The 24,007-nt window shown below is 64.1% G+C and carries 30 protein-coding genes; 16 read left to right on the top strand and 14 right to left on the bottom strand.

From position 1 onward, the window contains the following. The first annotated feature begins 153 nt into the window (after positions 1–153). A complete protein-coding gene (gene rho, locus CH293_RS06810; protein WP_255122735.1) occupies positions 154–1,311 on the top strand; it encodes a transcription termination factor Rho in 1,158 nt (385 codons plus the stop codon). Here the strand turns inward: rho and CH293_RS06805 are convergent. From CH293_RS06805 to CH293_RS28130, 5 genes are all read right to left on the bottom strand, one after another. Beyond that, entirely contained in the window at positions 1,298–1,837 is a 540-nt protein-coding gene (locus CH293_RS06805; protein ID WP_094719738.1) for a GNAT family N-acetyltransferase, read from the bottom strand. The two genes, rho and CH293_RS06805, sit on opposite strands and share 14 nt — an antisense overlap. A 106-nt stretch (positions 1,838–1,943) precedes the next feature. Beyond that, positions 1,944–2,327, bottom strand: a complete 384-nt coding sequence (locus tag CH293_RS06800; protein ID WP_094719737.1) for an STAS domain-containing protein — start codon at positions 2,325–2,327, stop codon at positions 1,944–1,946. 127 nt (positions 2,328–2,454) lie between these two features. Further along, positions 2,455–2,895 carry a hypothetical protein gene (locus CH293_RS06795; RefSeq protein WP_094719736.1) on the bottom strand — a complete coding sequence of 147 codons (441 nt, stop codon included), beginning with the start codon at positions 2,893–2,895 and terminating at the stop codon, positions 2,455–2,457. Positions 2,896–2,932: 37 nt separating this feature from the next. Further along, positions 2,933–3,625: a GDSL-type esterase/lipase family protein gene (locus CH293_RS06790; protein WP_094719735.1), complete on the bottom strand. Its 693-nt coding sequence runs from the start codon at positions 3,623–3,625 to the stop codon at positions 2,933–2,935. A gap of 22 nt (positions 3,626–3,647) precedes the next feature. Beyond that, positions 3,648–4,274: a hypothetical protein gene (locus CH293_RS28130; RefSeq protein ID WP_176459932.1), complete on the bottom strand. Its 627-nt coding sequence runs from the start codon at positions 4,272–4,274 to the stop codon at positions 3,648–3,650. A 459-nt stretch (positions 4,275–4,733) separates the two neighbouring features. Here CH293_RS28130 and CH293_RS06780 point away from each other — a divergent pair, with 459 nt between their 5' ends. From CH293_RS06780 to CH293_RS06765, 4 genes are read left to right on the top strand one after another with little or no spacing between them, the layout of a single operon-like run. After that, positions 4,734–5,378, top strand: a complete 645-nt coding sequence (locus CH293_RS06780) for an ABC transporter permease (RefSeq protein WP_094719734.1) — start codon at positions 4,734–4,736, stop codon at positions 5,376–5,378. Continuing rightward, positions 5,375–6,574: an ATP-binding cassette domain-containing protein gene (locus CH293_RS06775; protein ID WP_094719733.1), complete on the top strand. Its 1,200-nt coding sequence runs from the start codon at positions 5,375–5,377 to the stop codon at positions 6,572–6,574. The genes CH293_RS06780 and CH293_RS06775 overlap by 4 nt, the downstream gene beginning before the upstream one ends. Beyond that, on the top strand, positions 6,571–7,308 hold the full coding sequence (locus tag CH293_RS06770; protein ID WP_026347574.1) for an ABC transporter permease: 738 nt from the start codon (positions 6,571–6,573) through the stop codon (positions 7,306–7,308). The genes CH293_RS06775 and CH293_RS06770 overlap by 4 nt, the downstream gene beginning before the upstream one ends. Further along, on the top strand, positions 7,305–8,279 hold the full coding sequence (locus CH293_RS06765) for a glycine betaine ABC transporter substrate-binding protein (RefSeq protein WP_094719732.1): 975 nt from the start codon (positions 7,305–7,307) through the stop codon (positions 8,277–8,279). Before CH293_RS06770 ends, CH293_RS06765 begins: the two co-directional genes overlap by 4 nt. Here the strand turns inward: CH293_RS06765 and CH293_RS06760 are convergent. Continuing rightward, positions 8,272–9,384: a glycosyltransferase gene (locus CH293_RS06760; protein WP_094719731.1), complete on the bottom strand. Its 1,113-nt coding sequence runs from the start codon at positions 9,382–9,384 to the stop codon at positions 8,272–8,274. The genes CH293_RS06765 and CH293_RS06760 overlap by 8 nt on opposite strands. Positions 9,385–9,474: 90 nt before the next feature. Between CH293_RS06760 and CH293_RS06755 the strand changes: the two genes are divergently transcribed. Both CH293_RS06755 and CH293_RS06750 read left to right on the top strand, forming a co-directional pair. Further along, positions 9,475–9,825: a VOC family protein gene (locus tag CH293_RS06755; protein WP_094719730.1), complete on the top strand. Its 351-nt coding sequence runs from the start codon at positions 9,475–9,477 to the stop codon at positions 9,823–9,825. 100 nt (positions 9,826–9,925) lie between these two features. Further along, positions 9,926–11,263, top strand: a complete 1,338-nt coding sequence (locus CH293_RS06750; RefSeq protein ID WP_094719729.1) for a hypothetical protein — start codon at positions 9,926–9,928, stop codon at positions 11,261–11,263. A gap of 56 nt (positions 11,264–11,319) precedes the next feature. Here the strand turns inward: CH293_RS06750 and CH293_RS06745 are convergent, their stop codons facing one another. From CH293_RS06745 to CH293_RS06735, 3 genes are all read right to left on the bottom strand, one after another. Beyond that, entirely contained in the window at positions 11,320–12,609 is a 1,290-nt protein-coding gene (locus CH293_RS06745) for a hypothetical protein (RefSeq protein WP_141217146.1), read from the bottom strand. Between the two features lie 87 nt (positions 12,610–12,696). Continuing rightward, entirely contained in the window at positions 12,697–13,245 is a 549-nt protein-coding gene (locus CH293_RS06740) for a hypothetical protein (RefSeq protein ID WP_037107256.1), read from the bottom strand. Between the two features lie 114 nt (positions 13,246–13,359). Continuing rightward, positions 13,360–13,986, bottom strand: coding sequence for a DUF5701 family protein (locus tag CH293_RS06735; RefSeq protein ID WP_094719727.1), 627 nt, complete (start codon positions 13,984–13,986; stop codon positions 13,360–13,362). Between the two features lie 77 nt (positions 13,987–14,063). Here CH293_RS06735 and CH293_RS06730 point away from each other — a divergent pair, with 77 nt between their 5' ends. Then, entirely contained in the window at positions 14,064–14,387 is a 324-nt protein-coding gene (locus CH293_RS06730) for a hypothetical protein (protein WP_037107261.1), read from the top strand. Here the strand turns inward: CH293_RS06730 and CH293_RS06725 are convergent. After that, positions 14,371–14,949, bottom strand: coding sequence for a hypothetical protein (locus CH293_RS06725; protein ID WP_255122723.1), 579 nt, complete (start codon positions 14,947–14,949; stop codon positions 14,371–14,373). The two genes, CH293_RS06730 and CH293_RS06725, sit on opposite strands and share 17 nt — an antisense overlap. A 41-nt stretch (positions 14,950–14,990) precedes the next feature. Here CH293_RS06725 and CH293_RS06720 point away from each other — a divergent pair, with 41 nt between their 5' ends. The 5 genes from CH293_RS06720 to CH293_RS06700 all read left to right on the top strand — a co-directional run bounded on the left by CH293_RS06720 (position 14,991) and on the right by CH293_RS06700 (position 20,136). Next, positions 14,991–16,352, top strand: a complete 1,362-nt coding sequence (locus tag CH293_RS06720) for an MFS transporter (protein WP_037107264.1) — start codon at positions 14,991–14,993, stop codon at positions 16,350–16,352. A 76-nt stretch (positions 16,353–16,428) separates the two neighbouring features. After that, positions 16,429–17,658 (top strand): acyl-CoA dehydrogenase, encoded by a 1,230-nt coding sequence (locus tag CH293_RS06715; protein WP_037107267.1) that lies wholly within the window; start codon positions 16,429–16,431, stop codon positions 17,656–17,658. Between the two features lie 13 nt (positions 17,659–17,671). After that, positions 17,672–19,030, top strand: a complete 1,359-nt coding sequence (locus CH293_RS06710; protein ID WP_094719726.1) for an LLM class flavin-dependent oxidoreductase — start codon at positions 17,672–17,674, stop codon at positions 19,028–19,030. Positions 19,031–19,229: 199 nt separating this feature from the next. After that, positions 19,230–19,430, top strand: coding sequence for a hypothetical protein (locus CH293_RS06705; RefSeq protein WP_019663878.1), 201 nt, complete (start codon positions 19,230–19,232; stop codon positions 19,428–19,430). A 136-nt stretch (positions 19,431–19,566) separates the two neighbouring features. Next, complete coding sequence (locus CH293_RS06700; RefSeq protein ID WP_094719725.1) at positions 19,567–20,136, top strand: YdcF family protein; 570 nt, start codon at positions 19,567–19,569, stop codon at positions 20,134–20,136. On the opposite strand, the gene CH293_RS06695 is transcribed toward CH293_RS06700, so the two are convergent. Together CH293_RS06695 and CH293_RS06690 are read right to left on the bottom strand one after the other, a co-directional pair. Further along, complete coding sequence (locus CH293_RS06695) at positions 20,121–20,483, bottom strand: CrcB family protein (protein WP_037107277.1); 363 nt, start codon at positions 20,481–20,483, stop codon at positions 20,121–20,123. The two genes, CH293_RS06700 and CH293_RS06695, sit on opposite strands and share 16 nt — an antisense overlap. Next, a complete protein-coding gene (locus CH293_RS06690; RefSeq protein ID WP_255122722.1) occupies positions 20,480–20,848 on the bottom strand; it encodes a CrcB family protein in 369 nt (122 codons plus the stop codon). The genes CH293_RS06695 and CH293_RS06690 overlap by 4 nt, the downstream gene beginning before the upstream one ends. An 87-nt stretch (positions 20,849–20,935) precedes the next feature. Between CH293_RS06690 and CH293_RS06685 the strand changes: the two genes are divergently transcribed. From CH293_RS06685 to CH293_RS06675, 3 genes are all read left to right on the top strand, one after another. After that, positions 20,936–21,316 carry an STAS domain-containing protein gene (locus CH293_RS06685; protein WP_255122721.1) on the top strand — a complete coding sequence of 127 codons (381 nt, stop codon included), beginning with the start codon at positions 20,936–20,938 and terminating at the stop codon, positions 21,314–21,316. Between the two features lie 21 nt (positions 21,317–21,337). Then, a complete protein-coding gene (locus CH293_RS06680; protein ID WP_241483678.1) occupies positions 21,338–21,802 on the top strand; it encodes an ATP-binding protein in 465 nt (154 codons plus the stop codon). 139 nt (positions 21,803–21,941) lie between these two features. After that, a complete protein-coding gene (locus tag CH293_RS06675) occupies positions 21,942–22,886 on the top strand; it encodes a hypothetical protein (RefSeq protein ID WP_094719723.1) in 945 nt (314 codons plus the stop codon). Between the two features lie 15 nt (positions 22,887–22,901). Here the strand turns inward: CH293_RS06675 and CH293_RS06670 are convergent, their stop codons facing one another. Beyond that, positions 22,902–23,435 (bottom strand): hypothetical protein, encoded by a 534-nt coding sequence (locus CH293_RS06670; RefSeq protein WP_094719722.1) that lies wholly within the window; start codon positions 23,433–23,435, stop codon positions 22,902–22,904. 117 nt (positions 23,436–23,552) lie between these two features. Further along, complete coding sequence (locus tag CH293_RS06665; protein ID WP_094719721.1) at positions 23,553–23,930, bottom strand: hypothetical protein; 378 nt, start codon at positions 23,928–23,930, stop codon at positions 23,553–23,555. Between the last annotated feature and the right edge of the window lie 77 nt (positions 23,931–24,007).

Raw genomic sequence — 24,007 nt, 5'->3', positions numbered from 1 at the left:
CTCACACAAGGGTGAGGGGTTGTGGAAACCGGAGTGCTGATGTAGCTTGGCGATAGTTCTCCGCCGACCTGATCTGGTCCGCGTCGAGGACCATCCCGCGGAAAATTCTGAGCTTCCGCCTACCTTGCGCATCGGCGCAATCCTCGAAAGTAGATTCTCATGACCACAGCACACGCCACACCTGTATCGAATACCGCGTCCGAGTCGGAATTACATCCTGTCTCCGGCATCGTCGACATACACGGAAACGCCGCATTCCTGCGAACCACCGGCTACCTGCCGGGGCCGATCGACGTGCAGATATCGTCGAACATCCTGCGGCAGAACGGATTACGAAAGGGTGACCTCGTCACCGGCGCCGCACGTCGACCGGACAAGTCACGACAGAAGCTCGACTCACTCGTCCGAGTCGACGACATCAACGGCCGAGACGCCAGGGAGAAGCGCCCGAAGTTCGACGCATTGACCCCGCTGTACCCCAATCAGCGTCTACGGCTCGAAACCACTCCCGACCGCCTGTCCACCCGCATCGTCGACCTCGTGATGCCCATCGGCAAAGGTCAACGCGCGCTTGTCCAATCGCCGCCCAAGGCCGGTAAGACCACGATGGTCAAGGACATCGCCGCCGCCATCGCAACCAACCATCCCGAATGCCATCTCATGGTGGTCCTCGTCGACGAACGCCCGGAAGAAGTGACCGACATGATGCGATCGGTGAAGGGTGAAGTGATCGCATCGACGTTCGACAGGCCGCCGACGGACCACACGGCCGTGGCGGAGCTGGCGATCGAGCGCGCCAAGCGTCTCGTCGAGAACGGCGAAGACGTTGTGGTGCTTCTGGATTCCATCACCCGGCTCGGTCGGGCGTACAACAACTCGTCACCCGCGTCGGGCCGGATTCTCTCCGGAGGAATCGACTCGACAGCGCTCTATCCGCCGAAACGTTTCCTGGGTGCCGCTCGCAACATCGAGAACGGTGGATCGCTCACCATCATCGCAACAGCCCTCGTCGAAACCGGCTCTCAAGGTGACACAGTCATTTTCGAGGAGTTCAAAGGCACCGGAAATGCCGACCTCAAGCTCGATCGCAAGATCGCCGAACGGCGAATCTTCCCAGCCATCGACGTCAACCCGTCGGGAACGAGGAAAGATGAACTGCTGATGTCGGCCGAGGAGTACTCGGCCGTGCAGAAAGTCCGACACCTGCTCAGCGGCCTCGACTCGCAGCAAGCAATCGAACTACTCGTGACGCAACTCGCGAAAACCCGGTCCAATCACGAATTCCTCACGCGCGCAGTCACTGCTCGCTAGTTCGGGACCGGTCGCTGCGTAGAACGGCAAAGACGAGAGTGTCCGTCCACTCGCCTTTACTCCACCAGTCCTCGCGGAAATGCGCTTCGCGACGCATGCCCACGCGCTCGGCCAATCTCGCCGACGCGGTGTTGCGGCCGTCCATCTGGGCGGTCGCCCGGTGCACACGATCCAACGCGAACACCTCATTCAACAGGGCCTCAACCGCTTCGCTGGCGTACCCGCGTCCGGAGTAGCTGGGCGAGAATACCCACCCGAGTTCTACGGTGTGATCGGTGTCGTTGACGAACCACGCCGCTACGTTACCGATGACGTGTTCGCCCAGTTCCACGACAAGATTCAAAGCGCCATCGGCCAGGGCCTTTCGGTCCTGCCGCTCTCGAACGGCCTTGGCTGCGTCATCCGCCGTCCATGGTCCGTGTAGCAAGTACCGACACACGTCGTCGTCGGAGTAGAACTCGAGCAGCTGAGCCTCATCGCCGGAACGGTATGGGCGCAGCCTCAATCTCTCGGTACGAACGATCACTTCTGAGTCGGAGCGTTCTTCGCTTCGAGGAACATCTGCAGAAACGATGTTCCCGGCGTCGTAGTCGGCTGTTCGTCGCGCTCCTCAGGCCCAGCGTCGTCGCCCGTCATCGCGGCGACCCCTGCGGATCCAGGGTGTCGACGATCAGGTGACCGGCACCGAGGACGTCGAGGATCATGCGTACGGGCCTGGTCGGCGCGAAGATGCGAACCTCGGCGGTGGAGGCCATGACCGCGTCGACGATGACGCTGGCAGCACCGGAGTAGATGAACGTGACAGCCGACAGATCGACGCGTACATCCGAGTGCTCGGAGGTGAGCGTCTCGATGCTGTCCATCAAGGGCAAGCGCGCGGTCATGTCCAACTCGCCGGTGGCCCGAAGCACCGCGAAGTCGGAGGAGTAGGACTCGGTGTCGATCGTGAACCGAGGAGCGTGCTCCTGTGGGTCGGAAGCAAGGTCGACGGACAGTGGATGTGCTGCAGTGATCATGTTCTCTGCCTTCGCGTCGTGAGTTCGTCGAGGACAACTCTCGCAGTCGAAGGTCTCGCCACCATAAATCGTTGCATCACGGTGCGATAACCGAGTTATCACAGAAAGGTAACGAGCCACCGATCGGTCAGATGGGCCGGTACCTCAAAGCCCGAAACCACAGTGCATACAGCGGCCGACGACCCGCTCCCAGAACCGTGCGCGGCTTCGACCGAGCCGTGGCCGACCTACCGATCACCGACGGGCTCGCCGCCCACGACCAACCGCGTCCGGTCGGCGCCAACTGTACGGCCAGCTTTGCGACCACGGTATCGGCGGTCGAGTACTCCGGCAACGGGCCGGTGAACGCGCCGAACGCCGCCGACATCGACGTGCACAGCTCCATCGAAGTATTCGAGGGTGGAGGCAGGATGAAATGCAGGTGTGCTCGCGCATGCGTCCGGCACAGTGCCTCGAATACCTCCCCGGCCCACCCGTCGGACTCCCCGCCGGCGGACAACAGGACGGCCGTGATCGACTGCGCGCTCTCCACGTCAGGGAGCGTCGACATGCCGTGGTCCGGGTTCATGGCGTCAATAGTGGACTATCGAGACGATTCGGGTGAGCTATTCGCTCGACGCGATTCTCACGCTCAGACCGGCGGCGTCGGCCACCTGATCCGCCATGATCCTGGCCGAGTCGGCCGTCGGATGGATTCCGTCGAACGTCGCGCCCGGTCGTTTCAACGTCGACGCGAAATCGACCAGTGGGATCCCGCGTTGAGCCGCAAGGGTTCTGATCGCAGTGTCGAGACGATCGTCCGTCGCCGATCGCGACCGCGGCACCGTCGTCAGAACAACGGTCTCGATGTCCCGCGCCCTGTCCAGGATGAAACGGAGATTGTCCATTGTCTGCTCGAGCGGCACTCCGCGGGCCTGATCGTTCGTGCCACCGCCCACGACCAGCACCTGGGGATTCGCGTCCAGTACTTCGTCGATACGGGCTCGGATCTGGGCGGTCGTCTGCCCTCGTCGACCTGCATTGATTCCATCGGCGCCCCGAGCGTCCGCCCCGCACACAAGATGGGAATACCACGAGGTGTCACCGTGAATTCCCCACCCGACGGCCGAATTTCCCTCCGCGATGGAATCTCCCAGTGCGGCGATGCGAGTGCCACCACCGGAGGTACTCCAGCCGAAGCATTCGGCATTCCATACATACAGCGCAGGCTTCCGGAGGGGGCCGAGGAGTAGCCCCGCGACGATCACCAGCAGAACTCCCCCGGCGAGGAGGAGGCGATATCGTCGCGTCTTCAGCACGCCCGAATTGTGCCGTACGAGCTCAGCGAGGTGACGTCGGAGTCCCGCCCGAGCTGCCCGTCGACGGCAACTGATCCGGAACGATCTGCAGTCCCGGAGGCGGACAGTACGTGTGATCGCACAGGTCGAAGCCCCGGTCGCTCAAGTTGGGGACCGCTTCGGGGTTGACGAAGATCAGACCGTCGGGCGAGGTGCAGGACACCGGCCCGCACGTCGTGCCCAGCGGAAATCCCCGCGAATCGATCGGGTTCGGAGGCGGCATCACAGGCTCGGGCGGATCGAACGAGGCGGCCGGCGGCGGATCGTAGGTGACATCCTGCGGTCGCGTCGGCGGGTCGTACGGCGGTGGCTCGTACGACGGTGGCTCGTCGGGCGGGGGCTCGTATGGCGGCGGCTCGGACGCCGAGGCAATGACACTCGGTGGGACCAGCAGGGGCGTCGTCGCCTCGGCAGCAGGTGCAGGCGCCTGAACCGAACTGGTGGATGTGCTGTCGGAGGCCGTGGTCGCGGTGGGTGCCGCGGAGCTCACCGGCGTCGGAGCCTCGGCGTCGGCAGTACACCCGGCAACCAGCATCGCCGCGGCCCCCACCGAGACAGCCGCGCTCACCAGGACAGCAGCGTGCCGGGGTGCTCGGCTGCGATTCGGCATGTCCCTCCTGGCTCGGAATGTGTCTGGTTCATCGGAAGTAGGCGAGATTTCATTACCGAACTTCCCGGTCCGATAACGGTACCCGAGGCATTGCCCCAGCGTGGGGCCCCTGTCGACCGCGCGTGTCCGCAAACCGTCGCGCTGCCCGCGATCCGCGCCCGATCCCGTCGGGTCGCACGATTCACTCGACGAACCCGACCGCTCGGCAGTCCGGACACTGCGAGAGTGGGTAATTCCGCTCGAGCTGATTTTAAGTGCGACCGGCGTTCCGCGAAGCGTCCCCGAGGTCGGAATCCCTGCAGGTGAACGGGCCACGATCCCGTTTTCGCGACGCACCGACCCCACACCCGCCGGAGAGGTAAAACCCCGCGAAGGCGGGGAAATGCCGGTAACGTCCCCGAACTGAAACCGGCAGCACTGTGTTCGGTGAAATACGCGGCTGCAAAAGGGGAGATACGCGTGGATTTGTGGCACTATCTTCAGGGACGGGGGCAGTTCCTCTCGTTTCTGACGTATCAGCATGCGTCACTGGCGTTTCAAACAGTTCTCGTCGGCAGCGCCGTCGCCATCGTCATCGCGGTCGCGGTACACCGACTGCCGCTGTTCTCGGCACTGACTTTGACGAGCAGTCGAGTGGCGCTGACCATTCCGTCGCTCGCGTTGCTGGCCCTGCTCATCGTCCCGTTCGGGCTCGGCGTTGTCCCGTCGTTCATCATGCTCGCGTTCTTCGCCGCAATGCCCGTGATTGGAAACGCCATCGTCGGACTGCGATCGGTGCCCGACGCGACCATCGAATCCGCCCGCGGAATCGGACTGTCCCGCTGGCGAATTCTCCTGTCGGTATCGCTGCCGATCGCGTGGCCCGTGATTCTCACCGGCATCCGCGTGTCCACCCAGATGGTCGTCGGTGTCGCCGCGATCGTCGCCTACGTCCTCGGACCAGGCCTCGGATCACTCATCTTCAACGGCCTGTCCCGGCTCGGCGGAACCAACTCCGTCGAAATGGCAGTCACCGGAACCGTTCTCATCGTCGTCATCGCATTGGTGTTCGACGCCCTGCTCGTCCTTCTCGGGCGCCTCACCATCTCGAAGGGATTGTCATGACCGACACCGACCGCACCGTCTCGGGTGCATCGATTCGGCTCGACGGCGTCGTCAAGCAGTATCGAGGCCAGACCAAGCCTGCTGTCCAGAAGATCGACCTCGAGATCGAAGCCGGACACATCGTCGCCTTCGTCGGGCCCTCCGGCTGCGGTAAGACGACAACCCTCAAGATGATCAACCGGCTGATCGAGCCCACCGAGGGCAGGCTCTTCATCGGCGACCGCGACGTCACCGGCGAGGACCCCGACAAGCTTCGTCAGTCCATCGGATACGTCATCCAGGCCGGCGGGCTCTTCCCACACTGGTCGGTGCAGAAGAACATCGGCGCCATCCCCCGAGTACTGGGCTGGGACAAGAAACGCATCGCCGAGCGCACCGAATACCTGCTCGATCTCGTCGGCCTCGACGCGGACACCTTCCGAGACCGACTCCCCAAGGACATGTCCGGCGGACAGCAACAGCGCGTCGGCGTCGCACGTGCACTCGCAGCGGACCCGCCGGTCCTGCTGATGGACGAGCCCTTCAGCGCCGTCGACCCCATCACCCGAGTCCGCCTGCAGGACAGCCTCATCGCGATCCAACACGAAGTCGCCAAGACCATCGTGATCGTCACCCACGACTTCGAGGAAGCCACCAAACTCGGAGACAAGGTGCTCATCCTCTCCGAAGGCGGAAAGATCGAGCAGTACGCCACCCCCGAAGAAATTCTCGCCAAGCCCGCCAACGCATTCGTCGAAGAGTTCATCGGCTCGGGTGCAACGCTTGCCCACCTGACGCTGTCGAGGGTCAAGGACGTCGAACACGAGCCCGTCGTCACCGCACGCGTCGGCGACTCGTCGCAGGAAGTCATCGGCCGCGCACGCGCCGCAGGCGTGACCTGGATCGTCGTCGTCGACGAGCACGGCAAACCCCGGTCCTGGCCATCGCTCGACGAAGTCGCCACCAATGACACGGTGTCCGACTACATCGACCCACGCCTACCCGTCGTCGCACCGTCGTCGACGCTCAACGACGCACTCGACGTCATGCTCGCCGCCAGCCAGGGCGGAGTCGTCGTCACCGACGGCCGTGGCGTCGTCACCGGGTCGCTGACCATCAAGACCGTCATGTCGGTCGTCCGTGGCCAGCTCGACGAAGCCCGCGAGGGCGACGGCCACGTCTCCTACACCCAGCACGCGGAGGGGTCGGCCACATGAATCGACTGCGCCGCACACCGATAGACGTGTGGTTCGAGCCGCTGCTCATCATCGTTCTGGGCGTCGGATACTTCCTGTGGTACCGATCGACGACGCTCACTCCGACCGAGGAAGCATCGCTCGGCTGGTCGACCCTGAAAACCACGATCCTCGACCACATCCAATTGACCTTGACGGCAACCGTGTTCGTCGTCGTCATCGCGATCCCGCTCGGCATCCTGCTGACCCGCGAGAAGGTCAAGCCGTTCAAACCGTTCGCGATCAACTTCGCCAACATCGGCCAGGCCGCACCCGCCGTCGGACTGATCGTGTTGCTGACGATGTGGCTCGGCACCGGCTTCAGAACCGCCGTCGTCGGCCTCGTCGTCTACGCCATCCTGCCGATCCTCCAGAACACCATCGTCGGCATCGACCAGGTGGACAAGCGAACCATCGAGGCCGCCCGAGGCATCGGGTACTCCGGTATCCGTACACTCGTCCAGGTCGAACTGCCGTTGGCCGTTCCCGTCATTCTCAACGGCGTGCGGACCGCCCTGGTCATCCTGGTCGGCACCGCGACGCTGAGCACGTTCATCGGCGCCACCAGCCTCGGAACCCTCATCACGACCGGCGTGACCCTGTTCCTCCCGAAACTGCTCATCTCCGGAGCCATCCTGGTCGCGCTGCTGGCGCTGACGATCGACTGGCTGGGACGCCTCGTCGAACTGTTCGCAACCCCACGAGGAGTGGCATGATTCGGCATTCTCTACGGGTCGGAGCTCTCGCGCTCATCGCGAGCGTCGCCGCGGGCTGCGGACTCGTCAGCTCGTCCGGAACCTTTCAGTCCACCGACCTGGTCGACGGTGAAAAGCCCTTGGACGGAGCATCTCTCGTCGTCACCTCGAAGAGCTTCACCGAAGGTGTACTGCTCGGAAAGATCACCGCGACGTACCTCGCGGCAGCCGGTGCCAACGTCAGCGATCTGACAGGTGCACCGGGTTCGGCATCGTCGCGCCAGGCCCAACTCAACGGAGACGCGGACATCCTCTGGGAGTACACGGGTACGGGGTGGGTCAACTACCACGGTGAAACCGAGACGATCGCCGATCCCGACGAGCTGTGGCAACGCGTGCACGACCTCGAGCTCAGCTCCAACAACCTGGAATGGCTGCCGCCGGCCAACTTCAACGACACCTACGCGTTCGCTGCATCCGCAGGCACCGCGGAGAGGCTCGGCGTGAAAACCCTGTCCGACGTCGCCGCGCTGCCCACGAACGAACGCACCTTCTGCGTCGACGACGAATTCTTCTCCCGCGCCGATGGATTCGGTCCGATGCTCGACACCTACGACATTCCCCTCGACGGACCGAACGGCGTACCCGGTGGGAACGTCACCAGAATGGACGCAGGCGTCGTGTACACCTCCACTGCGCAGAGCTCGCCCTGCAACTTCGGCATGGTCTACACCACCGACGGCCGCATCAAGAACCTCGACCTCGCCGTGCTCGAAGACGACCGAAAGTTCTTCCTGCCGTACAGCGGTACCGCCGTCGTCCGCGCACCCGTCCTCGAAGCACACCCGGAAATAGCCGACCTCGTCGCCGTGATCTCCGAGCGCCTCACCGACGACCTGATGCAGGAACTCAACGGCAAGGTCGACATCGAAGGCGAAGACCCCGCCGACGTCGCCTACGAATGGCTGCGGAGCGAGGGCCTCGTCACGTGAGCCGGAGCTGGGCCAAGCGTTCGGCGACTGACGGAACTTCGGAGAAGCGGGCCGCTGCTCGGCGTGCCGAGGAACGGTAGGAGGGATCGGTCAGGACATCGTGGATCGCCCGACGCAACCGCGGAGCATCCTCGACGGTCAGACCGGCGGCGGGCGAGTTGGGCGCGACGGTGATTCCCGCGCCCAGGCTCTCGACTATCGCTGCGTTGGTCGGCTGATCCGCGATCATCGGAACGGTCACCAACGGAATACCCGCGGCCAGCGCTGCCAGCGTCGTACCCGAACCGCCGTGACACACGACGGCACTCGCACGACACAGTATGTCCTGGAGCTCGATCCAGTCGACGACCTCCATGCGATCGGTGCTGCGCAGGGTCGATCCACCGCGGCCGGTACTGGCCAAGACGCGCACATCGAGGTCGGCCAGCGCGGTCACCGCAGCATCCCACGTGCCGCGAATGTGCTCGAGCTGCGTGTTGACCGTGCCCATCGTCAGCCACACCAACGGCGGGTTCTGCTCCGTGCGCACATCCAGGTCTATCGTGAACCCGTACCGGCGCGTATCCGAATACCCCGTCGGATCGTCACCCGGGAAACGCGTCAGATACGGCGCGGCCTCCAGCGTCGTGGTCACACCCGGTGCGTAGTCCTCGATGACCCGGCTCGCCATCCGCAAACCGGAAATATCGGCAAGTCCAGGCGAAATGCCCACCGTGGCTACAGGTACCGCGCTCCGCACCGCGGCGATTGCACTCGCGTAATCGCAGGGTTCCCTCACAATCAAGTCGGGGTCGAAATCGGCCACCGCAGCGACGGTCTTCTCCAATGCCGCCGCCGTGTTGATGCGGCCGAACAGCTCGACCTCGGCGGCACGTACCCGCACCTCCCGGTCGCTCGACGCCAACGCCCGCCGCACCCTTGCCACCTCGTCGGCGGGCGGTGCATCGACGACGCGTACATCGGCACCCGTCGACCGCGCAGTGGCCACCTGCCCCGGTGGCACGACGAGAGTGACGTCGTCACCTGCCTCGGCCGCAGCATCGACGAAGGGAAGCAGCGGACCGAGATGGCCTTCACCACCACTGGCAGCAACAAGAATTCGCATCCGTCGGACGCTACCGGCTCGGCTCGCACATCGGTTGTAGGTGCCGTGGCCTGTCGGTATTGTCCAGATCACTCGATACCAGGAGGCCAGATGACGCTCGACAGTGTGGTTGCGATTCTCCCAGTGGAGGACTTCGCCGAAGCGCGTGCCTGGTACACCACCCTTTTCGGCCGCGAGCCGGATATCGAACCCATCGAAGACACCGCCGAATGGCAGATTGCCGAGAACGCCTGGGTGCAGGTCTGCGTCGACATCGCCTCGGCGGGCAGAACCTCCGTCGTCATCGGTGTGGGCGACATCGACGCCCACGCGACGGCACTGACGGCCGCGGGTATCACCGTCGGCGAAATTCAGGAATACCCCGGAGTCGTCAATACCGTCGCAGCCCCGGACCCAGCAGGCAACACTGTCACCTTCGTACAGGAACTGACGCAGGGCTAGGCGGTAGGTACTCGTAATGGCCTATCGTTACCTCTCGTAACGAACCTGTCGGTACGAACGACAATGCCGTCGTACTGGAACCGAGTAGGCAGCGAGCATCATGAGCGAAAGATCGGCGAGAGTGCGGTGGACCGACGGCCTCGTCGTTGTCGGTATCGTCGCGGTCGGGATCCTCGTGGCCGGAGCCCTGCAGGGTCCTGTCGAGCCCGAATCGACCATGGCAGCAACGACTCCCACCGTCGAACCCGAGGCGCTCGCCCCTGAAGAATACGTGCGAGTGAGCGAGCCGGTGGATACCTCCGCGCCCATCCCCGGATGCGACACCGTCGTGGAAGCGGAGGAGGAAAGATTCAGCATGAGCTTCGTCGGGGAGCGGTCCTACGACAACCCCAGGTTCCCATGGTTCAACGGACCCAAAGCAACTGCCATGTCCGACGCCGTCGCCTCGGTGCTTCCCGACGATGTCGAACTCGCCTTCGCCGCGCCGCAACAATCGCTGCAGTTCGGCCCGATATTCGACTTCGGCGACGACGACGAACCCCCCTACAGTGGATCGACCGACGCCTGGGGCGCCGTCAGCCGCGACGACGCGTCGGGCTCGGTCCAGGTCAGTGTGCAACAAGCGCCACAAACGGTGCCGGACTGCGTCGCGGGTTCGCTCGACGAACGTAAGACCTTGCCCGACGGCACGGTCGTCGATCTGCTCGACACATGGGCAGAGATCAACGGCGTCCGCACCATCAGCCGCAGCGTACGGGCGTACACAAGCGACGGAACCTGGATTCACGTGAGCGCCGACGACAGAGCCAACACACCGGAGCCGTCGAACAGCGGAGAAATCCCGTTGACGCTCCCCGAATTGGAGCTGATCGCAACAGAACCCGCACTACGAGTGAGCACGCCGGTTCCGCCCGGCACACCCCCGCCGAGCGGCGGATGCAGCGGCTACACCGAGAACGGGGGACCCGATCTCACACGTGAAGACCAGCAACGACTGAACTCCGCACTCGCATCGGTCGACCTGGGAGCGGTGGGTCTCGATCGAAAGCTCGACACACTCCAACCGTCGGACATGGGTTCGGACACGCTGTGCATGGCGTCCAACGTCGTCGGCGCCGACGAAACACTGCAGCTCAGCATCGCCGGGGGCCAGAACGTACCCGTCGAGGACGAGGTCCGGCCGGATCCGTACTCGGGTACGCAGAACACGTTCCGCTCCCTCGCCGACGGGACCGTCGTGCAGACGTCGGCCGGTTACTACGGTGTCACGGGCGAAGGCGGCGACGGTGACTACCAGCAGCGGTCCTCCAATACTGTCACCGTGACGCGGCCGGGCGGAACCCGCGTGCAGATCTCGGCCAGTTCAGCCGGGTCTCCATTGCTTTCGCTCGAACTCCTGGAATCGATTGCCCTGACGCCTGGTCTGGAGGTCTCCTGATGGCCGATCCAAGTAGGTGACACTCTTGTCCCCGCAGCCGGGGTGAACAGGGACGGTCATACGTAGAGCACCCCGTCGACGGCGAGGGAGGGATCCGGGTAGGCCAGGGTGTCTGCCTGTTCCATCAATTCGACGGGGGCATAACGGGTCACGTCGTCGAGTCGCTTGCCTTCCTCGTCGTAGAGATTCAGAGTGGACACGAGGGTGATGCCCTCGTAGTTGTCATGAGTGAAGCTGACCTGCAGCTTGCCGTCGGGCCAGTCGCCGACGAAGCGGACATCGACATCGTGCATGCGCGAGGAGAACTGCCTGCGGTGAAGCCGACGAATGCAGTATGCGACGTAGGACGCGTGATCCGGTGGCCACGGTGCGACCGGACGGCAGTGCTCGGAAATGTCGAGTTCTTCAGTGCTGGTTATCGTTCGGGGTTCGGAAAGCGTAGAGATGTGTAGGAGGCTCCGCTGGGAGGTGATCAGATACAGGTCCTCCCCAGTGGCCGCGCCTTCGACCCCCCGCGTGCCGGCGAAAGTCCGGCGATGCACCACTCGGTCGCCGCGAACAGCTTGAACCATCATCGTTTTCCACGACGTGTCCTGACCCCAATGCCATCTGATTCCGTTACCGACGGCACGCTTGCGTCGGTGTGATTCGTTGTACGTGATGTCGGCGTACTCACTGGTGTGCCAGTCTCCGTCGAGGGGGCGACGTGGGTAGTCGGCCGGATCGATGCTCGTGGCAACAGTATCGAGAGGAACATCGACCCAGGATTGCGTCCAGGTGACTGCGTATCCGTCGGGCTCGGAGTGGGTGCGTGACCACGGTTCGTGCTCGACGCCCAGGTGAAGTGACTTCTCGTCGAAGTCGGCCGTGATCAGATGGCCGCGGAGGGTGACAGCCGCCGTGCCGCCGTCCGGTTTCGCCAGCAGCAGCTGTGGGCCTGCGTAAGAACGCCGCAGCGGCGGAGTATCCGGACTCCGCGCGACATCCCGCCGGGCCCGCCCCGGTCGAAAACACCATGCTCCGATGCTGCCCGAAGTGAGAAGTGCTGCTCCTCCGATGTATTCGGCATGACGGAGACCATCGGGAGTGACGCGGGCCAAAGCGTCGGCGCCTCGGTAGTGGAGCCAAAGACCGCCTTCGTCACTCGAAATGTCGAGGGTTCTGGAGGTCGCGGGAAGTTCCGGCCACGAGACAAGGCGATCGAGAGAGCCGGTCGCGGGATCCAGGAGGGCTGCCACGGGCTGGGTTTCATCGATGACCCATACGTACCCGGCAGCGACATGAATGTGGCGGGGCCGCAACAACCTACGGCGAGGCTGCCCGTCCGAAAAATGCGGGGCGCTCATGCGCCTTTCTGCAGTGTCATGAAAACTAGGGTACTCGTCTGCGAGTGGAAATGTAGGCCCTGGCCTACATTTCCACTCACATAGGGGTTAGCCGCCGGGCTGAGCGGGGACTTCCTCGAGCTGCGGCTGCGGCTGCTGTGGTTGTTGTTGCTGCTGCTGCTCTTGCATCTGCTTCGCGAACTCGCAGTTGGACTGCGCGTAGGTATCGATGCGAGCACTGGCGTCACGCGCGGCGGTGAAGCTGTCCACGTCGATGGTCGCTTCCGTCTTCTGCTGGTATTCCTCGAACGTCGACGCCTCGGTCACCAGATTCGTCACCTGAGCGCTCGCGTCCCTGACCGTCGTCAGATCAGCCGCGATGTCCGGATCGGCGGCGGCGATGGCCGGGTCGTAGTGCTCGGACAGTCCATCCCCGTACTCCTGGAGCACTGCCTGCATACCCGGCCAGTCAGCCGGATCGATCTGCGCCGAAGTCTGCGAATTCATCTCGAACGTGGAGATGTCCTCGAGCTGAGCGCAGAGGTCGCCGCCCGACGCCTCGGCGTTGTCGTCGGTCCCCTCGTCGGAACTGCAACCGGCGAGGCCCAGGCTCAGGGCGGCTGCGAGGACTACGATCGAGCGGCACGACGGCTTCATGCGGTTACTTCTCCAAACTTCTCGACGGTTTCTGCGTCCCCCACAGTCACAGTTCCGCGCTGCGATGTCGAATCTCGCATTACGGGCCGTTGTGACGAACGACAATCGGCGCGGTCACAGCGCGCGCCTGCCTGCGGCAGAGGCGAAGCCCAGCCATGTGTGCCTGTTGCCCGCCCAGCACCACCCGACCTTGGGCGCATTGCGGTTGTCCACCCCGTCGCGGCCGGTGCCGTTGCTGATCCACACCGCGGGTGTACGGGTGTCGAGAGCGCCGTTGGGCTTGCGTAGACGCGAACCGATCGTCATGAAGCAGTGGCCTCGTTCCAGGACCTCGGGTACCTGCAGTAGCCAGTGAATACCCTCGAGGAGTGTGAGGGGGCTGCGGCCGGCCGCCGTGATCGACGGCAGAGCCTCGTCCGGGCTCCAGTTCTCCATCTCGTCACCACGCTCGGGGGCGTCGACGAGATACGCCGGTCCCGGCGGCATCGACAACGACTCGATCGGTTCGAAACGGTCGACGTCGTCCATGTCGGACACCACGAACCCGGACTTACTTTTCCGCTGCACCAGCGGAGCGAGCTGCGACGGCTGAGCACCGCTCAGGATCAGGAGGGCGTCGCCGTCGGTGTTGTTGGAGACGACGGAGGCGACGTCATTCTCGGTCATGCCCGCGACGGTGTGAACACCCAGTTCGATCAGCCTGTTTGCTTGCTCGTTCAGTGACGGAAGTACGAATGTCATGGCGCGCCCTTTCCTCGCCGTACAGTGTACGTCAGTGCTGGATTGAGTCGATCTTGCTTCGAACATATGATCGAACGATGCGAGTGAACGGTTCCAGCGGCGGAGTGGATCCGCACCGACGGCCGTTCAAGGTTCTGACGCCTGCAGTCAAGGTCCTCATCGACCTGTCCGTCCTGTACCCGCAACCCCCGCACCACAGTGGAACCTTCACCGCCGACGGTTTCGACGTCCGACGAGTCGTGCCGGGGGACCTGACCGAATGGTCGATGACCGTCGACGGTGACTGGATCGGCCGCGTCACCTACCAGCTCATGTCCAAGGATCGGTGCGAGACAGTGACGCACTGGGTGCCCAGTCGAGTGCTCAAACCGTTGACGAGGGGAACTAACCGAGGACAGTGACGATCAGCGCCGGGGGATCGGATTCGGTGGTGACGGTAAAATCCGGACGTTCGGACCCTGTCCCGACGAACGCCTGAACGACCCCGGCTGTCGCGCTCGACGTCAGCAACGACCGAATGCCGCCGTCGGCCGCTACCTCGACGTCGTTCCCCGGATCGGCCGACGGCGACGAGATCAGGTCGACCTGCAGAATCGACGTCCCCGGCACATCGAGGTCGCCTCCCGCGTAGGTGGCGGCAGAGTCGACGTAACGTCCCACGTAATTGATCACGCCCTCGCCGGCGAACGTGAACACCGCCCGTGCGTCGACGACCTGCACGTCCGCGATCCCGAAATCTCCGTACTCGTCACCGGAAGCGGTGGGAGTCGAGTCCGACGGCAGCCCGTGGAACGGCGGTGGAGTTTCCAGGACAGGACTGCCCACGGTGAAGGAACCCGACACCAACCGCAGATCCGCGGCAGTCACTTCCGTGGTCGACTCCGTCTCGGACTGCACTTCGTTACTGCTGCAGGAGGCAAGAAACAGGCTCGCCGCCGCCAGCAGCGCCACCCCAGCTCGCATGGACATGACACTATACGGCCGAGCAGTGAGAGGATGCATCGGTGAAAACCGGTGAACAGATCGTCCAGGAACTCCCATGGAAGTGGGGCGTGCAAGGCCGCATCTTCGTCATCGGTGGTCTCGGCTTCATGTTCGACGCCTGGGACGTGGCACTCAACGGCTTTCTGACGCCACTCCTCGGGTCCTACTGGGACCTGTCGCAGGCCGAGCGAGGCCTGGTCGCCACCGGCAACCTCATCGGAATGGCTGTCGGCGCCGTGGTCTGGGGCACCATTGCGGACCGTCTCGGCCGCAAGAAGGCCTTCGCGATCACTCTGTTGATCTTCGCGTTGTTCTCGGTGCTCGGGGCTCTGTCGCCCAACTTCGAGACCTTCGTACTACTGCGGTTCCTCGCGGGCTTCGGCCTCGGTGGCTGCATCCCCGTCGACTATGCCCTCGTCGGTGAATTCTCGCCGCGGCGGATTCGTGGAAAAGTGTTGTCCGCCATGGACGGTTGGTGGCCCATCGGCGCCACCATCTGCGGCGTCGTCGCCACCCTGTTGGTGCCGATCGACGGAGACGTGCGCTGGCGGATCATGCTGCTGTTCATGATTCTGCCTGCGCTGCTTCTGTTCTGGGTCAGACGCGGGATTCCCGAATCACCGATCTACCTTGCCAAGGTGGGCCGTGAAGCAGAGGCGCGAGCGATCATCGACGACATGGTCGCCCGCACAGGCGCTACGCCGCAGGATTATTCGATCGTCGCGCAGACCTCCCCGAAGCGAGGCCTCGCCGCGGTCTGGCGCTACAGCCCACGGATCACCTCGGCGTCGTGGCTGCTGTTCGTGTCGATCATGCTGCTCTACTACGCCGCACTCAGCTGGATGCCGTCGATCCTGCGCAGAGAGGGCTACGACGATTTTGCAGCCTTCGCCGGAACGACGCTGATGACCGCCGTCGGCATCGTCGGCGTCGCCGTGTCCGCATACCTCGTCGAGGTCGTCGGCAGGAAATGGGTCATCGGTATCTCCGGGCCGCTGGCAGGCGCGGCGCTGGTGCTGTTCGCGGTGATGCTCGACGTCGGATCCGGCGTGCTGGTGTGGCTCGCAGTGTTCGGGTTCGTGATCCAGATCGCCATCCCGGTCCTGTACTGCTACGTCTCCGAGCTCTACCCGACGGAGCTCCGCGCCTCGGGATTCGGTTACGCCTCCTCGGTCAGCCGTATCGCGACCGGCTTCGCGCCCCTGCTGTTCGGGTCGGTGATGTGGCCGATCCTCGGACTGCCACTGACCTTCGCCATCGTCACCGCGTTCGTCGTCTTCGCGGTGCTGTGGATGGCCTACGCCGCTCCGGAGACCAAGGGAAGGGAGCTCGACACGTTGGCAGTGACGCCCGGTCACAGTCAACTCTCAGGCTCACCGTGATCGCAACTGGTGACAATGCGCTCTCGATATTGAAAGTTTGATCGGTCGGACTGCACACGATCGAAAGGGCTTTTGCATGACATCCACAGTCGAGTCGGTCGGGGTCGTCGAGCCGGGCTCGCCGGAGTATCGAGAACTGCTCGCCTCCATCGCCGAAGGCGCGAGCGCCCGCGACCTCGCCGACGAGAATCCACACCAGCAGATCGACGCACTCCGCCGAGCCGGATTCGGAGCCCTGCGACTGCCCAAGGACATCGGGGGAGCGGGACTGACCGTCCGCGAAACCTTCGGCGTCATCATCGATCTGGCAGAGGCAGACCCCATCGTCGCGCACATCCTGCGCACACACTACTGGTTCGTCGAAGAGCGACTGCGCGAAGCAACCGCCGTCGACTACGCAGGGTACGACAACGACCGATGGATCCAACTGATCCTGCAGGGCAGAATCTTCGGCAACGCCAGCAGCGAACGAGGTTCGCAGGCCGTCGGAAACTTCAAATACGGAACACATCTCACCCCACACGCGGACGGATACCTACTCGACGGCCAGAAGTTCTACTCCACCGGCACACTGTTCTCCGATTACGTCAGCATCTGGGCCGACGTCGACGGCACCGCCGTGGCCTCCGTCGTCGTCCCCACCGACCGCGACGGCGTCACGATCGTCGACGACTGGGACGGTATCGGCCAGCGCCGCACCGGAACCGGAACGACACGATTCGAGAAGGTGCACGTCACCGACGACGACATCGTCTCGCGCATCCCACTCGACGCAGCACCGGACCCGTCGTACCAATTCGCCTTCCTGCAGCTCTACCTGCACGGACTGGTCAGCGGAATCCTCCGTAACGTCGTCAGCGACGCCAAGAACCTGATCCAGAGCCGAACCCGCGGATTCGCACACGGACCCACCGAAGAACTCCACCGAGATCCACTGTTGCTGAGCGCACTGGGAACCCTCGCCAGCACGGCATTCGCCGCCGAGGCCACCACCCTCGCAGCCGCCGACGCCATCGACACCGCCCACACCTCACTGAACAACGGGGTTCCCGACCCTGCCCTTGCAGCGAACGCCTCCCTTCGCGCCTCCGAAGCCAAGGTCCACATCGACGAGATCGCCACCCGCGCAGCAACAGTGCTGTTCGAAGTCGGCGGCGCATCCGCAGCATCACGCGCCAAGAACCTCGACCGACACTGGCGAAACATCCGCACCATCACACTGCACAACCCAGCCGCCTACAAAGCGTCGGCGATCGGGAACCACGTACTCAACGGCGAGCCGTTGCCGTTCAACGGATACTTCTGAGAAGGGCTTCCACATGTCTCGTGAACTTCACCTCGCTGGATTTCTCATCGCATCCCACGTCACCCACTCGCACGCCGCCTGGCGGCATCCGGCGTCGGAAACCGATTACCTCGGCCCCGACTACTACGAGCGGGTCGCGAAGATCCTCGAACGCGGCAAGTTCGACTTCCTGTTCTTCGCCGACCTCCTGGCGACACCCGTGCGCTACGGCAACGACATCACGGTGCCGATCAGCAGCGGCACCCAGGCGTCGGCGACGATCGATCCTTCCCTCGTCGCCGCAACACTCGCCGGCGTCACCGAGAAGATCGGTCTGGCAATCACCAAGTCCACCACCTACTTCCACCCGTACGAGGTCGCGCGCATCTTCAGCACGCTCGATCACCTCAGCCGTGGCCGCGCGGGCTGGAACGTGGTCACCTCCCTCAACCAGGCCGAGGCCCAGAACTTCGGGATCGACAACCACCTGCCACACGACGAGCGATACGACCGCGCGCACGAATTCCTCGAGGTCGCCTACGACCTGTGGGGCAGCTGGGATCGCGATGCGCTGGTGCAGGACAAGGTCTCCGGAGTGTTCGCCGACCCGGACAAGGTACGCACCATCGACCACGACGGAACGTACTTCAAGTCCCGCGGACCCCTGACATCACCGCACTCGCCGCAGAGCAGACCCGTCATCTTCCAGGCAGGCTCGTCGCCGACCGGCCGCGACTTCGCCGCCCGCTGGGCCGACGCGATCTTCGAGATCGACCCGACGAAAGAAGGTCGCAAGGCCTACTACGACGACGTGAAGTCGCGGGCGTCGAACTTCGGCCGCAACCCCGACGACATCAAGATCTTCCCGTCGTTCGTCCCCTTCGTCGGGGAGACCGAAGCCATCGCGCGGGAAAAGCAGGCATTCCACAACGAACTGGCCGACCCGATTTCCGGGCTGATCACACTGTCGGTCCACACCGACCACGACTTCTCGCAGTACGACCTGGACTCACCCGTCACCGACGTCGCCGTTCCCGGAAGCCAAGGCCTGTTCGATCTGGCCCGACGCCTCAGCGACAAGGATGCGCTGACCCTGCGCGACATCGGCAAGCTGTACGCCCAGGGGGTTCTGTTGCCACAGTTCGTCGGCACCGCCTCGCAGATCGCAGACCAGATCGAAGAGGGCTTCCACGGCGGGGAGGCCGACGGTTACATCCTGTCCGCAGCCCAGGCGCCGGGCACCTTCGTCGACTTCGTCGAATACGTGGTGCCCGAGCTGCAGCGACGCGGACTGTTCCGCACCGACTACACCGGCACGACGCTGCGCGATCACCTCGGCCTGTCCGACGCCTCACTCACCCCGGCTCCGAGGGCGCAGGCGGTACGTGCCTGAGAGGAATACCTGGGGTGATGGACCTACCACCCTTTGTGCGGACCTGGCACACCTACGGTGAAGTGACAAGGCGTGTCGACTCGGTAAAAAGGGTGTCAGGTTCCGACCCGTGACCGTGTAGTCGACGGTTAGCATGCCGGAATTCGGGTACTCGCCCGATTCGCGGTAGCCGAGACACGGCTACGGGTAGGGGAAAATCATGCGCTTCGTCACTCTGATCGTCGTAGTCTGGCTCGTCATCGGCGCTTTCGCCGTTTTCCAACGTGGATACTTCGACAGTGCGCCCGAGAACTGCGCAGGCGTCGGAACCATCGCGCTGACCGTCGTCGCAGGCCCGCTCAACTACGCAGGCGTGAACCCCAAGGTCACCGACTGCAACCTTCCCGAGCCGAGTCAGTAGACCCAGCTCACCGAACAACGGCGCAGGTCAGCCTTCGCCGTTGTTCGGGTGGGTGCACACCGCGCACACGCCGGCGAGAACGTGATGTCCATCGCCGACCGGGCGCGTTGGGGATCACCCTGCATACCCTTGACGAGTGAACCGTCGGAATCTCTTCGTGGTGCTGGCCGTGGTCCTGCCGATTCTCGTGGTGTCCGTCGTCGGTGTCGGCGGTTATCTGACGTTCACCAAAGCCCGCATCGACCCGATCACCGAAGCCGACGCCATCATCGTTCTCGGCGGCGAGCACGACGGCCGTGAGGCGTACGGGGTGTCGCTGGCGGAGCAAGGAGTGGCGGACACCGTCGTGCTCTCCGACCCCTATGGGCCGTCGGACCCCTACATGAAGAAGTACTGCGGCGTGACGACCGAGAAGTACAGCGTTCTGTGCGAGGAGCCGATCCCGAGCACGACTCGGGGGGAAGCGATCTTCACGCAGCGCCTCGCGGAGGAGCGCGGCTGGGACCACGTCATCGTCGTCAGCTGGCGCTACCACCTGCCCAGGGCCAAGCACATCTTCGGACAGTGCTTCGACGGCGACGTCACCATGCAGGCCGTCCCTCGGACCTACAACTTCTCCCTCGTCTACTGGGAGTACACGTACCTCTACCAGCTGGCAGGCTTCGCGAAGGCCGTAGTGCAGGGCGACTGTCAGAACTTGCGGTAGAGCGTCAACCCCGAGCTGTACAGCAGGAAACCCAACATGGCGCACGCGATACCGCCGACCACCGTCGCCGCGAGCACCACGACCGCCCGCCTGTACCGTCGCGCCCTGACCTGCGTGACGAAGACCAGTGCCACGGAACTCATCGGCGCGAGTGCGGCAAGAAATCCGAAACTCGCGACGCCGACCAACCACTCGGGCGGTGCAGCAGCCGTCACGAATCCCAGAACCCCGCAGGTGATCAGTGTCAGCATCACGACGCGTTCGGGATCGGTGACACCCGCAGTGACGTGATAGTGCACCAACGCACCCAACGCCCCACCCACCGCGATGAGCAACAACAGAGTCATCGCGGCGCAGGCCTCGTCACGAGGGCTCCAGCGGCAAGAGCGAGCACCGCGGCCACCGGCGTCGCGACGATGTACAGAACCGACTTCCACGCCCCGTCGTGAGTGATGCCCTGCAGCGCGTAGAAACTGAACGTCGTGAAACCGCAGGCAAGCCCCGTAGCGGCCGCACGCGTCAGCGTCGCGTTCCGTCCCGACAGGTAACCCAGCGTCGCACCGAGCAGCAGACACCCGACGACGTTGATGCCGAAAGTATTGATCAACAGCCACTTCGGCGAATCCCGCCAATGCCAGATCTCGTACCGGACCACCGCGCCGACCGCCCCGCCGAAAGCCACCGTCGCGCTCACTGCGGGGCGGGTGGGCATCACACAACGAGACCTTATCGGCCGCCGAGTCGGTCGGCACTGTCCACGGAGGGAGATCACAGGACGGACTCGGGTATGTTGGCTGCTGTGACGCTAGACGAGGCAGGGCCAGGCCCCCAGCATTTCGATGTGGCTGTGGAGTGGCGCGACGGCGCCGTGATCGTGACAGTGTCGGGGGAACTCGACCTCGTCACCTCCCCACAATTGTCCGAGTCGGTGGAATTGGTCCTGGAGAAGGGCCCTTCGGCGGTGGTGATCGATCTGTCCGACGTGTCGTTCCTTGCGTCGGCAGGCATGTCCCTCCTGGCATCCACCCACCAGAAGTTGGGTGGCGCGGCGGGCTTCGCCGTCGTGGCCGACGGCCCCTCCACCGGTCGTCCCCTGACCCTGGTCGGCCTGCACGAGGTGTTCGGTATCTACGCGACCGTCGAGGAAGCGCTTGCTGCGCTACGGACGGGTAATTCCTGAACTTCTGGGTATGACGGGATCATGATGGCAATTGCATTCGGTGGAGAAGACGCCGTGGTCGCTGCTGCCAAGCCGCCTTCCGCACAAGTTCCAGGGGACGTCATGCGCCTTGAATTCGACGGAGAGTCGGCGGTTGCGGAGCGTGCGTCCGCGCTACGCGTTGCACTCGGTGAATGGTTGACGAGCTTGCAGGTTGCGCCGGAACGTGTCTACGACGTAGTGCTGGCGACGTACGAAGCCCTGGCCAACTCGGTGGAGCACGCGTATTCAGGTACATCGGGCACGCTCGACATGCACGCTCTGTGGACTCCCAACTCAGGGCGCATCGAAGTGACGGTGCGCGATCACGGTGCTTGGGCGGTACACGCCCCCGACGCGACGCGCGGCCGTGGAGTGCCGTTGATGCACGCACTGGCCGACTCGACGGCCGTCACCTCCGACCACGACGGCACAACCGTTCACATGGTCTGGGATCCCGCCACGTAAGTCGCGTGGTCAAAACCCGGACAACGCCATTTGTGACGGAGCACAATAGCCGTCTAGTGCGGCTCCTCCATTCAGGTGTAGGTCCGAAGATGGACCCTGAGCACCGGCCCGGGTTACAGCGCCGCACACGGAGGCGCCCATGGTTCCGTCACCCGTTCCCGGGGCAGTGATAGCACAACGCTATCGGCTACTGACCAGGCAGGATTCCGCACCGTGGCTGACGCGCTGGACAGCCGACGACCTCTCGACCGGCAGACACGCCATCCTGACACTGGCACATGTCGACTCGATCCAATCGAGGGATCCCTCACCCGGTGCGGTGCGCAGATTCTGTGAATCGGCACGAACAAGCAGTGTCGGACGAGTCCGCGTGGTCGACCCGGCAACGACGGCACCGTATGTCGCCGTGGTCGGAGACTACCCAGCGTTGCCGACGCACGATGCCGAGGTCGGTCGAGAAAAGCCGAGTGCAGCACAGGTATTGGGGACCACCGCCCTTGCTGCCGCGTTCCTGGCCGTCCTCGGCGGCGGCGGATGGCTGCTGATGACGAGCATCGCAGGCGGAGACTACGGCGACGTGCGCGGAGCCGTGACCGCTCCCACCCTGCCCACCGCGCAGGTCCAACCAGTGATCGCAGCACCCGTCGACACCCCGATCCTGCCGTCCGGCGCCGAAATATGGTCGGCCGTCCGAGCACCCGACAACGCTGCCGACGCCACCCGCGCCGTCGACGCCGACCCGTCGACCTCGTGGTCCACCGACCTCTATCGCGCGCCTTTCGGAGACACCGACAACGGGATCGGGGTCGTCGTGTCGTTCGCCGACGCTGTCGACCTGGCGAAAGTCTGGGTCGCGACGCCCCAGCCCGGAGCCGTCGTCGAAATACGAACCCCACCGGAACAGGATGGAACCCTCGCGTCGACGCAAGTCCTCGGAGCCGGGACCCTCGGCACAGGTGCCACCGACATCACCGTCGACGCACCCACCGGATTACGTGCGGTACTGATCTGGGTGGCCGAGCTGGCACCGTCGGGCATGCAGTACGTGGCGGATCTGGCCGAGATCGGATTCACCGGACGCTGATGACGCGACGGCGGATCACGAGGCCGATTGCTTGACCCGCGAGAAGGCCGGGCCGGCGAGAAACCAGATGCCCAGAACCAAGCCGAGTGGACGAATGCTGGACAACAACGTTGCCGCCTGTTCGTCGGATGCAACCGTGTACGCCAGGGCCACCAGGACTGCCGCCGCGATCGCGCAGGCCTTGACCGCGCGGAACCAGTCCTCCCACAGGTAACGGCGGTGGGCCTCCGAATCCTTGTCCAGCTTCACCGGCGGTGGGCCACCGGCGAAGCGATGCGCGACGCGCACATCCAGCCACGCGATCATCGCAGGACCGAACCCGACACTGAACCCCAGATAGTAGGCAGCAAGGTGGTGGATCGAACCGACCGGCGTGCCGCGACCGAGATCGAACGCGACCGCGACGATCAAGACGACATCCAACACCGGAACCGAAGCCAGGATCCACGTTGCGATTCGACGCTTCCCCAGCACGTAACGGACCAGAAGCCCGCTCAGAATCAACGCCCAGAACCCGATCTCGCAGACGACGATGACGGCGGCGATCATCGTCCGAACTCCATGACTGTCATGGAAGAAATCCTCGCGCAGAACAGCACGTCACCGCGTCGGCCGTCGGAGCGAGATTCACGTCCTCCGAAAGGAGGACCTACCGCGTCGTCGTACCTACCGCGTCGTTGTGGTGTCTTTCGAATCCGAATCGGTCTCGGTCGTCGTACCACGATTACGCGGAGACCTGCTCGTCGTCTCGGACCCCGGCGTCCGAGACTGTGTGGTCGTCGTAGGCCTGATCGTCGTCGGTTCGGTCGTCGTCGGCTTGGGCGTCGTGGGAACAGCGACCTGCCATGTCGGAGACGGCGGAACCGTGATCACCGACGAACTCGTCGCACTGACCACCGTGCTCAGATCCGAACGAAGTGCAGGCGGTTGGACGCTGTCGCTGGTGTCGTCGAACGCCCCACCCAGTGCACCGATCGACAGACCGACCACGACGGCAACTCCGGCGATCGCCACCGCCGAGATCGCGATGACTTTGTCGCGCATGTTCGATAAGCCTTGTCCGCTCGGACCGCCACATCGACCTGTGGCAGTGCTGCGAGAACGCTACCGCAGGGCATCGC

Origin of the sequence: Rhodococcus sp. 14-2470-1b (assembly GCF_002259415.1) — a bacterium.
Classification (GTDB): domain Bacteria; phylum Actinomycetota; class Actinomycetes; order Mycobacteriales; family Mycobacteriaceae; genus Rhodococcoides.
The sequence above is the reverse complement of the archived record's forward strand: the minus strand, read 5'-3'. Positions and strand labels throughout refer to the sequence as shown.